Origin of the sequence: Janthinobacterium sp. BJB304 (assembly GCF_002735765.1) — a bacterium.
GTDB lineage: Bacteria > Pseudomonadota > Gammaproteobacteria > Burkholderiales > Burkholderiaceae_D > Janthinobacterium.
This window is the reverse complement of record NZ_PDZN01000007.1, coordinates 229,132-240,487: the sequence shown is the minus strand read 5'-3', so window position 1 is coordinate 240,487 and position 11,356 is coordinate 229,132. Positions and strand designations below refer to the sequence as shown.

Annotated in this window: 12 protein-coding genes; 6 read left to right on the top strand and 6 right to left on the bottom strand. The window is 49.1% G+C overall.

Features of this window, described 5'->3' with window-relative positions:
• The first annotated feature begins 58 nt into the window (after window positions 1-58).
• The gene (locus CSQ95_RS10960; protein WP_099409517.1) at window positions 59-412 is read left to right on the top strand and encodes a hypothetical protein; all 354 of its coding nucleotides are present in this window, start codon (window positions 59-61) and stop codon (window positions 410-412) included.
• A gap of 87 nt (window positions 413-499) precedes the next feature.
• Here CSQ95_RS10960 and CSQ95_RS10955 read toward each other — a convergent pair whose 3' ends face one another.
• Window positions 500-736 (bottom strand): hypothetical protein, encoded by a 237-nt coding sequence (locus tag CSQ95_RS10955; protein WP_099409516.1) that lies wholly within the window; start codon window positions 734-736, stop codon window positions 500-502.
• Between the two features lie 134 nt (window positions 737-870).
• Window positions 871-1,902 (bottom strand): hypothetical protein, encoded by a 1,032-nt coding sequence (locus CSQ95_RS29080; RefSeq protein ID WP_143449944.1) that lies wholly within the window; start codon window positions 1,900-1,902, stop codon window positions 871-873.
• A 962-nt stretch (window positions 1,903-2,864) separates the two neighbouring features.
• Between CSQ95_RS29080 and CSQ95_RS29075 the strand changes: the two genes are divergently transcribed.
• From CSQ95_RS29075 to CSQ95_RS10940, 5 genes are all read left to right on the top strand, one after another.
• Window positions 2,865-4,088 carry an ABC transporter permease gene (locus CSQ95_RS29075; RefSeq protein WP_143449943.1) on the top strand — a complete coding sequence of 408 codons (1,224 nt, stop codon included), beginning with the start codon at window positions 2,865-2,867 and terminating at the stop codon, window positions 4,086-4,088.
• Window positions 4,085-5,005: an efflux RND transporter periplasmic adaptor subunit gene (locus CSQ95_RS10950; protein WP_099409515.1), complete on the top strand. Its 921-nt coding sequence runs from the start codon at window positions 4,085-4,087 to the stop codon at window positions 5,003-5,005. Before CSQ95_RS29075 ends, CSQ95_RS10950 begins: the two co-directional genes overlap by 4 nt.
• Before the next feature lie 23 nt (window positions 5,006-5,028).
• A complete protein-coding gene (locus tag CSQ95_RS10945; protein WP_099409514.1) occupies window positions 5,029-5,709 on the top strand; it encodes an ABC transporter ATP-binding protein in 681 nt (226 codons plus the stop codon).
• Window positions 5,710-6,161: 452 nt separating this feature from the next.
• The gene (locus CSQ95_RS29070) at window positions 6,162-6,815 is read left to right on the top strand and encodes a hypothetical protein (protein ID WP_143449942.1); all 654 of its coding nucleotides are present in this window, start codon (window positions 6,162-6,164) and stop codon (window positions 6,813-6,815) included.
• Window positions 6,816-6,836: 21 nt separating this feature from the next.
• Window positions 6,837-7,559 carry a thiol:disulfide interchange protein DsbA/DsbL gene (locus tag CSQ95_RS10940; RefSeq protein WP_099409513.1) on the top strand — a complete coding sequence of 241 codons (723 nt, stop codon included), beginning with the start codon at window positions 6,837-6,839 and terminating at the stop codon, window positions 7,557-7,559.
• 673 nt (window positions 7,560-8,232) lie between these two features.
• Here the strand turns inward: CSQ95_RS10940 and CSQ95_RS10930 are convergent.
• Genes CSQ95_RS10930 through trbJ form a run of 4 tightly spaced genes read right to left on the bottom strand, consistent with a single transcriptional unit; the run spans window position 8,233 to window position 11,354 of the window.
• Window positions 8,233-8,679: a conjugal transfer protein TrbN gene (locus CSQ95_RS10930; protein WP_099409511.1), complete on the bottom strand. Its 447-nt coding sequence runs from the start codon at window positions 8,677-8,679 to the stop codon at window positions 8,233-8,235.
• A 35-nt stretch (window positions 8,680-8,714) separates the two neighbouring features.
• On the bottom strand, window positions 8,715-10,367 hold the full coding sequence (trbL, locus tag CSQ95_RS10925) for a P-type conjugative transfer protein TrbL (RefSeq protein WP_257218020.1): 1,653 nt from the start codon (window positions 10,365-10,367) through the stop codon (window positions 8,715-8,717).
• 5 nt (window positions 10,368-10,372) lie between these two features.
• A complete protein-coding gene (gene trbK / locus CSQ95_RS10920) occupies window positions 10,373-10,582 on the bottom strand; it encodes an entry exclusion lipoprotein TrbK (RefSeq protein WP_092800414.1) in 210 nt (69 codons plus the stop codon).
• Between the two features lie 10 nt (window positions 10,583-10,592).
• Window positions 10,593-11,354, bottom strand: a complete 762-nt coding sequence (gene trbJ, locus CSQ95_RS10915; RefSeq protein WP_092800417.1) for a P-type conjugative transfer protein TrbJ — start codon at window positions 11,352-11,354, stop codon at window positions 10,593-10,595.
• Between the last annotated feature and the right edge of the window lie 2 nt (window positions 11,355-11,356).

Sequence of the window (11,356 nt, the reverse complement as noted above, 5' to 3'; positions counted from 1 at the left end):
GTGGCGGCCCGTGCCGAGGGCGGAAGGAAACAGGAAACGATGGAATGGAGGTCCGAAAATGAATGTCTTGCCGATCAAGGCCGCGCCGCTGGTCCTGCATGCAGGCGGCGCGCGCAGCCATCCTGAGCTGCCATTCTTCGACGATGGCGATGCGGAGTCGTGGAATAACTGGCTGCGAGTGCATCGCCTGGAGGTGATGCGGGTGTGGATGGAGGATGATACCGGGGCTGAGGATAGTTATAGGAAGTTCCTGGCTGGAGGTTCTGCGGAGGAACTATCTGCATGGCAGCCATGCAAGCCGGATGGCGACCGAACATGGATCCTTCTTGCTGTTTTTGATGGCAGGGAGGGACCGTGTGCCTATTTTGTACGGAGGGCGGCGTATTTTTTGAAGGCGCAGATACCCAAATAACGCAGCCCTTTGAAACGGTGCGCTGATGAATGCGTTCCATGGGAAATCGTAGTTTTATGAGGTAATATCTTTGATATGCTACTTTTCCTAGGCATGCAGTAGTGGTTCGTAGTTCCGCACTTTCACTTTTGCTGTGGACTGGGCGGCGCGAAGAAAGGGTACAACTAGGTGCACCCGCAGGCCGGTAGCGTTGGTGCGGTGTTCCGCTGCATCGGTGGCGTCAACAACGATCCGGCGGCCATCCGCGATTTCAACAATGCCGGCCCTGCGCAACTGGGTGATGTCCTCGATCTGTTCACCCGTGCGCAGTACATTGCCTTCCATGGCAAAGTGCCCCCCAAGTTAGCGCGAAGCGATCCTCATCGTTATCCGGCGTGCAGTCGGTTTCGAAAGTTCAAACATCGTGGTCTCAAGGTGCGCTACAGACTTGAGGGCGCGCTTTTGTCGTTTCGAAGCAGTTACTCTAAATATTCTTTTATGCTCTGTCCGAATACCTCTTCGGCAAGAGCGGTTACCTGTTCTGCATTGCCGCTCGCTATTACCTTACTTATCCAAACATGTGTAGTAGCGATACCATAGCGCTTCTCTAAATAATCGAATAGGGCAAGCGCGGCACCATATCGTCCCGACTCGTTCTCATCGTCCTCTGTATAGTCACCTGGACCAAAAGTGAACGGGCCAGCGGGAGAGTACGTGGGATCGTTGGCCATTTTTTCCCGATCTTCAGGTGATAATTGCCGATCGATCGCTTCCTGTTTCACTTGTATTCCACCCCAAGTCGTAAGATGAGCAGATTTGAGTTGAGAAAACGCAGTCGACAATTCTTGACGCCTTTGTTTAGCAATTTCTGGTTTAATTTTCTGAGTAACGTGCAAGGCAGCCCACTCAGCGTGCCCCTCCAAAAACCATCTTGGTAACTCGTTCTTGCTACGAGATTGGCTCAAGTGAACTTCCTCATGGGGCATAGCATGTATTAGAAAATAGATCGACTTATCATCCCATTTTCCATTCGTAAGGACGTTAACCCACCGCAACTCGTCTTTCTGTTGCGGTGGCGTATATTTTCCATCGGTGGTCACTACCATAGCCGACCAATGAATGTTTCGTCTAGAATCAGGAATGATTGGGGCTAGTAGATCTAAGAGGCCGATCAGGCAACCTGCTTTGAGCTTTGCGGCCGCAGACAATTTAGGCTCATAGTAAATACGCACAAAATTAGAGGTTTTAAACGACCGAATTTCAAAATATGGTAAATCGCCAGATGCGGCAGGCTTTGAAGTAACGGAAAAAAAACGTTTTTTTTCTTGCGACACGCCATCTGATGCACACGATGCACGGACCACAGAAACATCTTCTTTGAGCAAGGGATCGCTTGAAGCCTGGGGACTAGCTAAAACCACTGCAGAAAAAAACAAGATAGCTAAAGATTGCATAAGATCCCTTTTAACGCGTTTAATCTTCAATTTTATAAGCTCAATTATCCATGACACGGCTATTCCTGGGTGTCAGGGAGGCGCTGTCCCAAAACGCGTACTTTATCATGAAAGAGCTTTTCACTCTATTGCCTTGAAAAAGTTTGTTCCGTTGTCGCCGCAGAAATTCTTACGGTGCCTTGCGAACACCCCAACCCGCTAGGAGCTTCCGAGGCAACTCGTACTCATGCGAAACCCATCGAATATGCGTTGACTGGCAACGAAGGCATTCAGCCACTAGCAGTGTGCACGCGATTCTTATGCGTGTGGCGAGCAAAAATGTGCATCATGGTGGCACCGTTGCTCCAACTTATTTTCCGCTTCAAACGATGTCCTTTCGTATCGTTTGACGTTAACACTATCGGTGAAGCGGAAGTATGATATTGCAAAATTCTGCTGAGTTCAAAAAATACTCAGACACGTTTTGTGTCTCCTCACACAAACTAACCAAATATTTCAATATTAAACGGCAGGAGTGGCGGGAGGTTCAACATTGTGACAATTCACGTATATCTCTATTTCGACACAGTCCTGTCGGCATTAAAAATTTCAATTAATGTTGCAAAAAAACAACGAGATTAGTGGCTTTAAAAAAAAGCAACAAATCAGTTGACTCAAAGAATGTTTGCCTTTTAATATACATTGCCTTTGTGAAAATTTGAATTCAAATTCTTTCAAGGTATAAACTTAATTTTTTGGAGAAATTACATGAATGTATTTAAAAAGGCTGTTGCCGTCATCGCTTTACTTGGTGTTGTAGGCGCCGCATATGCTGCAACTTGCACAGGCTGCAGCTGTATAACGGTAAAGGGCACCAAGGTTTGTGCTTGCAGTAGCTGCGAGGGTGGGAAATAAATAAGGCAGTAATATAACGCGGCTACCAATCCCGTTGATCTCAAATATGCCTGAATTGTTTATTTTTGCATTTCAGGCATCAATATTTAAGTTTTTTTATAGTGAATATCCCTTCACGATACGTTATGTCTTTATTTCGCGAAAAAACTATTTGTTTATGTACGTTAGTTATTGGTACATTGTACATACTTATTACAGGTTATGTTTCATCGAAGCAGATGGCTCTTGATGAAACGCTTTCTCAGCATGGGTTCAACCGTACAATGATTATTTCTGTTGAAAATGGAGCAAGCGAACTTTATGACGATGACGCGCGGAAATTAATCAATTCTGGTCCTGACGTCTCTGATGGGCCTTTAGCACTGCTTTCCCATGACACGCTATCAAAGATTTTAGCGATGCCCGAAATCGATAGCGTTATGGCGATATCAAGATCGTCATGGCAACTTAGCACTGGAAATGGCTCAAAAGCCGTGGTTGAGGTGTTAAATGTTCCTCCGGTTTTTATGAAGGAATTTAATTTAGGAAAAACTAATGATTTGCTCGCCGGCCAATACTTGCCCAGTAATGCGTTAGCTCGAAAACTACGTCTTGTCGATCACTCGACCGCGATCGTAAGCATTCCCGATGAAACTATAGCCATGTTGCCGTACCAGATGCGCTCTAGCTTCGATTGGTCGAAAGCGCGATTTTCTGTTTCCGTTCGGAAACAGATCTTAAATCTTAGCCATGATACGTCTTTCTTTGAGAATGTTATTTTTACAACTGGAAAACAACAGAAAATAAATGTGCCAGGCTTGTTTCTTTTGCCAAAAATAAACGTTCTAGTTAAGTTTAGGGAAAAAGTGAACATAAAAGATGGTCAAATTAATCTAGAAAAAATATTGAAAAATATATCGTTGACAAACCCTAATATGCAGGTTCAAGTAACGCCATTCTCCAAGTATTTTGAGGACGAGATTGGTACTGAAGTCGTGACGAGTTGGGCAGGCCGATTGCATTTGGGTTTCTTCACAGTCTCTATAACACTGGTAACGCTACTCATGCTTATTCGATATAATAGCTTGCGGTATGAAATAGCCTTGCGGCGTGCTCTTGGTGCAACTGTTGGCTATGCAATTTGGCTAAGTATTCGGCCTCTTATAACCTCGATTTTTATTGGCATGGTATTGGGTGGTATCGTTGGTAGTGTAGTTAATTTCTCTATCAACTCTGGGAGTTCGATGATATCCCCTAGCAATTTTCTCTCGTTGAGTGCTATAACAGCGTTAGCGATCTTAGTAATCGCGGCGAGTGCGCGGGTGAGTGCAGCTACGAATTTTAGTACAACTATTCGTTCAAAATTATGATGTCAAGAGCTTTCAAGATTTTCTGTGCCACCTTGCTCGTTGTGTTCGCAACGATCGGCTGTACTGAACATATAGACGGTAGCCAAGGGGCACTAGCTGTCCAGACCGAAGGTGTACAAAACAGGCAGAACTCGATTGATTATCGGATTCGTGGAACGTGTGTAATTCGTTCTGCAAAAGTCGTACGATTGAAGGCTCAAATCGGTGGAGCTGTAAAAACTGTCCAAGTTGAACAGGGAAGTCGTGTATCAAAAAACCAGATATTGGCAACTATTGATATTGAAGATTTAAAAGTACAAAAGGCGAGAACGGAAATCGAGTTGGAAAAGCTCGTAAAAAAAGCGGATCTTTTACGTTTTCAGATTGTAAAAGCTGAAAAAGAGTTCTCTGTTGTCTACGAGATGGCGGGTACAGTTAATTCTTATTTACCTCAATATGGGAAGGAGAAAGCCGCACTCGTCGAACGCCGTAATGACTTAGAACAAAATGAGCTGAGTCAAGGATTGTCGCGTCTTGATTTACAAACAATTGATGTTCAAATGAAACGTTCTGTGGTGAAAGCGCCATTCGATGGCGTAATTTTAACTCGATCTGTTGAGCCTGGGATGGTTGTGGGCTCGGGCAGCGCGAGCGTCGGAGGTGGAGACGTTTTGTTTGAAGTCGCGGATCCGAGCATGTTAATAGGGGCTTGTATAGCAAAAGAGTCAGATGCTTTGCGTTTCGAAGTGGGCGCCAAAGCGACCATTCTGGTTGATACGGAGGGTGCGCACCCTATCGCGGCAAAGGTTCGCGACGTTTCCCCAGTAATTACTAACGACTCGGGAATTTCCAGACGAGAATTTCGCGTGCAATTTGATCCGGCTTCAGCGAAACGGCTTTTGCCAGGAATGAACGCTGAAGTTGATTTGGGCGGTTAAAAATTACTACCTGCAAAATTAAAATGATTAAATTACGAAAACTTTGTGTTTCTTACAATTCCAGGGAACTTGCTCTTGATCACTTCGATCTAGATATTATGCAAGGCGAACGCGTGGCGGTGATGGGACCAAGCGGATGCGGGAAGTCCACGCTATTATCCATATTAGGCGGTTTGTTGCGTCAGCAGTCCGGATCGTATGAGTTTGACGGACATGATCTTCGATCATTCTCACCTGCTCAACTGGCAAAGTTCCGTGGTGAGCAGATAGGGTTTGTTTTTCAGCATTTCGCGTTATTACCTCATTTAACCTTACAAGAAAATTTACAAGTGCCTATTGAGCATTTGAACGTGAGCCGACGTGAAGCATCTTACCGCGCGCTGGAAATGTTATCGAAGGTCGGCATTGAAAATCTCGCAAGGCGATTTCCGGCAGAAGTCTCTGGAGGACAGGCACAACGAGCCGCTATTGCTCGGTCGATCATGCGTAACCCTCCCGTTATATTGGCAGACGAACCCACCGGAAGTTTAGATGATAGAAGCTCGTCTGATGTTTTAGAGCTTTTGAATACGCTTGCTGCTGATGGAACAACGTTGATTGTGGTGACGCACAACGAAGCTGTGGCAGACGCTCTATCACGGACCGTTCGCATTGATCAAGGCAAAATAGTCGGCGTTGCCACCGAAGCGCGATTGTCTGCGTGATATATCAATTATATCTTTACGGCTGCCACGGTTTACGCCGTGCTTTCGGCTTTCCGGCGAGGTCAATCATTGCAATAGTGGCCTGCGGCGCTGCCTGGGCCGCATTGTCCGTGGCGCTAGCTGAACTCAACGCTGTCGAACAATTGTTATCTCGCGCTGGCAGATTGGATGGATTTCCAAGCTACCACGTTACGGTAAGTAAGATTACGCAAGCTAGTAAGGCACATTCCCGCTTGTTGCCTGCGGCGCTCATTGATCTAATACAAGTTAGCACCCCTGTGTTTGTGCTTCAAACGCGTAGTTCAGTGACAGTGGCAGATACCAAAATTTCACATGTATCCTCGGCTGATATGCTATTCGCGTCATCCAAGACCATCGAGCTAATTTCAAGCTCGTCTTTTCCGCGTTGCGCCTTGATACAACCCGGGAAAAGGACAGCGAACACATCAGCCATGTTGGTTGTCGCAACAAATTGGCGGTGTGAACTGGTGCCCTTGCCGGCAGCGCTAGCCTCTCTAGAAGAGGGACGTACTACCAATGCTATCGTATTTCCCCTATCAGCTTTAAGGGAGATCGGAGGAAGAAGGGGGAGAGAGAATATAGTTGCAATATGGTTTGGTCTAGTGAATAAATCTAGTTCTGAATTAATATCATTGCTTGATGGTAATAATAAAATGCCGAATTTGGACGTTGTGCCGATGGGAGGGAGTGTTATCGGCGCCAGTTATAATTTATCCAATGCAACCAAGGTGTGGATCAGTGTTGCTTCTATGCTTCTAATCGTTGGACTTGGTTTATACATTCATGGAGTTTTTGTTCCTATGAGATGTGAAGCGGCATTGCGCTTCTGTATTGGACAAAGCCGTGCCACCGTCTTTTCTTGGATTCAGATTGATGTGGTATCGCAACTAGTTGCAGCAATTCTATTATCTTCCGTAATTGGAGTGTCGACTGTATTTTTACTTGGATGGTCACCTCCTTGGGACGCCTTATGGATTGCTATTTTAGGCGTTGTCTTAATCTCTGCGCTTTTGTCATTTTTGGTGTGCTGGTATGTCACCAATAAAATATTTTCCTCTTTCAATGTCATTGGTTTGACTAAATAATTCTTTAAGCATTGAACTATCATGAAAAATATTATTATCGCGGCTCTTTTCATAATTTTTAATGGCACTTTGCCAATTGCCTTGGCCGAAAATATATCAGATGGGTATGCCAACGGATATATTGAGACCTCTAAATCATCAAATATTATCGAATCCTCAAAAGTGGAGGTTATTGAGTTTTTTTCTTACGGCTGTCCTCACTGTGATTTATTGGATGGAAAGTTGAATGCATGGGCAGCAAAAAATAGCCAAAAAATATCATTTCGACGAATTCATGTATTTTTTGGTGAGAATACTGCTCAGCAACAACGCCTATATTTTGCGCTTGATTATATGAAAAAAGAGTCTTCTGTTCGAAAGCAGGTTTTCGATGAAATACACAAAAAAAATGTACGATTAAATAAGTTGGAGGAAATCACGAGGTTAGTAAAAGAAAATGGGATAAGTGAACAAGAATTTTTAAATGCCTATAATTCACCAATAGTAAGTAGTCGGGTAAAAGAAGCATCGCTCTTTCAAAAATCATTAGGTGTACGTAGTATTCCAACAATTTTGGTCGATCAGAAATTTCTGACCAGGCCCGATTTTTTCCAAATCCCTCCATCAGATAAAAAATCGTGGATTTCAGATTTTTTTAGTACAGCGGCCAAACCCGCGAAAAAAACAGACTTCGAGATTGAAGATGCCATGTTTTCCTTACTTGATAAATTAGTTTTGGATCGCACTAAGGCACGCAATCGGTAAGCTTTTTTTAAATGCAATTGTTGGCATGGGAGGAAAGCTAGAAATTAGTATTTCATATGAGCCAATAATAAATTACTGAATTCCAAGCCTACCTTTCAGCTTCTATGAACAGTAGTAACAGAGCTCCTTTAAGGAAGTACTGATCAATTCACTTTCTCATCAAGATTGGCAGGCCAAATGGGGTACTGGCGACCCACACAAGCCCATGTTTCCAGCGATTCGGCGCAATTCTTCGCGTCTTTCTGCAATCAGGATGGACTACGTGATTCGGTGGCCGTAAAGCGCTTGCCGGCAAGCAGCCGATTGGCAGTAAGCGTCGGCTCTGTCTTCCGATTACCCATCTCTTTCGGATGCGGGATTGAAGCCACGTTGCATATCCGCAAGGCGACGCATGCCTCGCCACATGACGATGTTTCTTGGTTGGGACTCGTTGGAGCGTGCGAGGAAACCCTTAAGTTGCGCAATTTTTCCGAGATAGCGTGAAAGGGGCAGTTGCTCGCGGGATCTCTTGCTGTCTTTTACAGAGCAGTTGAGGAGGTCAATTTCCGCAGGCGTCAGCGCCATTTTTGGTTCTGCATCTGGACATGTGTGAATCGCTACAAGTCTGCTAGGCACCCGCGTGCGCGATTTAAAATACATTCGTTGAACCCCTTGGGCTCAGGGGGCGGGGGATTCACTTGGGAACGGCAAGCGGTACGAAACTAAGATTGTAGTCTAGCCACATTGCCCACTTGTTTCCTTTTCTGATCAGATCAACTCGGTAGGGTAAGTTGTATTGCGCTGTTCTCGAATGGTAGTTGGCCGCCCGGGCCCACAAATTTCCTGTGTCGTGCAACAAGTGTTGCCTCAGCCGCCAAGCGGCTAGATAATAGGGATAGCAGCCTTTCGCCGCGACATGGGCTGGAGTAATTCCATATTGCCGTAGTTGCAGCAAGTAAGCGGAGTTGAACTGCATCGGACCAATGTCATAGGTGTCATTTTTATTGGCGACAATCATTCCGGGCCTGCCACCTTCTTTCTCAGCAATCGCCAGCAAAATATTGGCGGGCACCTGGTATTTGATGGCGGCCGTGATCGAGCACACGATGCGCTCCTGCTGCAGGGGAGGGAGATCGAGCATGCTGTTTCTCCTTTGTTCAGTATGTGCGTAGAGAGCTATTCTGGCTTGCGGTCGCGGAATGCCGCCACCTCCGCAGTTGGATCTGTGGAAGTGCTTTCTCCTGCGGAGAGACTGCCGTCTTCCATTGCTGATGCCTCGGCATCCGGCGCTCCAGCGTGATCTCTAGACCTGATGGCGGCAGCAATCTGGCCGCCGATGGTTTTGCCGACGCGGTCACCGGCCGCCGTAAGACCTTGTTTGACCTTTGCCTTGCCGACATCCCAGGTTCCTTGTGCCAGATTGCCCGCCGTGCCTGCCGCAATCCTGGCCGTTTTCACTGCCAGTGCCGCTGCTGCGGCCGGGCTACCCATGCCGGGCGCTGTTTTTGCTACACGTTGGCCTGTTTTGCTCTCGCTACCCGCGTTGGCAGGTCCGTTCGCGCTTTGCTGAGTGGACGGCGAGGCGGGAGGCTGCGCTTGCTGTGACCCGCTGCCTATTGGTTGTGTTTCTGCGCTACCACTTCCAGCCTCCGCATTGCTGCTTGCCGCCTGCGCGGTGTCGCCCATGGCTGCGGCGAGCGCACCGCTGCCGGTGCCTGGATCGGCTCCTGTTCCGCTGCCGCCGCCTCTGCCCGAGGCCATGAAGTCGCGGGTACCGCTTCCTGCGCTTTCTGCAGCATTTGCCTTGGAGACGGCTGCCATCAACGCCTGAACTCCGCCGGCGATGTTCGCCGTACCTGCGACAGCCGCGGCACCGGCGGTTGCTGCGGCCGTCGCGGCCATGGCGGCTGCACCCAGTGCCGTTCCTGCGCCAAAGCCGCTGCCAAGCGCGCCGGTGCCACCGCCCATTGCCAGACCGCCTATTAGCGAGGGAACCTTGTTGACCAGGGCGAGCAGAATGATGGCCACGACCATGATGACGGCAAGTTCTTTCATCTTATAGGCGGCACTGATGTTGGTGTAGAACTCATCCATGAACGACTTTCCTATCCCGACGAGTAGCACCATGGTGAAAAGTTGGGCCCCAATACTCAGCACGGTCTTGTAATAGTTAATCGCCATGTCCGAGGTCCAGCGTGAACCACCAAAGCCGAGAAAGAAGATGCCTGCATAGGCCAGTATCCATCCGCTGATCAGGAGCAGCAGCATGTTCACGCCGATTAGCGCCAGAACAATCAGGGTAATCAGGCTGATAGCCACGCCAACTGCGCTGCTGAACGGCGACCAGACGGTCGACTTTGAAAGTACCATGGCAAAAATATCAAAGCCGATATCGACGATTCCTGATGGAGAAAGGATGGTGCTGGAACCATTTGCGTTTGCGGCGATCACGCGCATTGAATCCATGATGGAGGTTGCAAAGGCAGGTCCATTGCGCAGCAGCCACCAGTAGAAGCCAGTGAAAATAGTGAAGCGGGCGAATTCGGCGAAGAACTCGCCAATATCTGCCTTGCGCAGGGCCATCATGCCGAATGTCCACACCATGCTGATGGTGGCCAGGGTCCAGAACAGGCGTGTGGCGTGGGTCGTGATTGTCGCCGACCAAGTGGCGGCAATCGCGGAGTAGCGTGCCAGGACGTTATCCAGCACCCCTGTACTGTCGATTTCGGCCCGTGCGGCGAGGGGAACGAGTACCAGGCATAGTATGAGAAGCCCCCGTAATAAGGCCGTGGTTGCAGGTGCTCTGGTGGCGCCGGCAGTTTTCATCATGCACCTCACCATCCACGTGGCGGACTGGGGCGGAAGCTGTAGCGCCGCACGCATAGGTCTTCGAACTGGTTGCGGTCCTTCCGGTCCTTGATCTTCGCGATGGCCTCCGGTTCGCAGTTCTCAGCCGTCACGGGCGGCAGGGCGTCTGCAGGATCGCCAGGCGTGCAGGCCAACAGCTGGACCAACACGGCGAACAGTATGATTGACTGGCGCATGGCTGTCTCCCTACCAGCCGCGCGCGGGGCTGGGACGATAGGTGTTGCTGAGCACAACCTCGTCTGAGGCGCGCTGCATTGCCTCGCGGTCGGCCAGGCTCTGGTAGCGCGTGGCGATGACGTTTTGCTGGGAAATCAGCAGGCCGCGTATCTGCAGCAGCTGCGTGGCTTGCTGGCTGGCCAGCTGGTTGGCGTAGCCGATGGCCTGCATCTGGCCGCTGGCGCCTTGCGCCGCCGCCTGCAGCTTCATCAGCTGGCGCGCGTCGGCCTCCATGGCGTCCTGCTGGCGGTCGAGCCCCCGGAAGAGGGCGTCGGTCGAGCGCTTCTGCGCATCAGATCCCAGGCGCTGGGCGTCGCTCATCGCATTCCACTCGGCCTGCGTGCAGCCGCGCACCGAGAAGCAGGGTGAACCGCGGTAGTCGCTGGCGCTGCGGTACTTGCGCAGGTAGGCGTCAATGCTGCCCAGGCTACTCTTGTAGTAGCCGAGGGTATCGATTTCCCGCCGCAGCAGGTTCATCGTCTGGCTAGCCTGGTCCCAGATGAAGGCGGGCGGCGCGGCGGTATTTTGCAGCATGTTCTGGTACTGCTGCAGCTGCGTGCGGTACTGCTGGATCTGCTTGAGCGTATGCGCCACGTTTTCCAGGGCGCTTACGCTGTTCTGCGACAGGTTGCTGGCATCAATGACAGGCAGCCCGGCACGTGCTGGCTGCATTGCAATGGGAATGCAGAGCACCATGCCCGCCATGATTTTAGCCGCTAAAGATTTGTCCATGA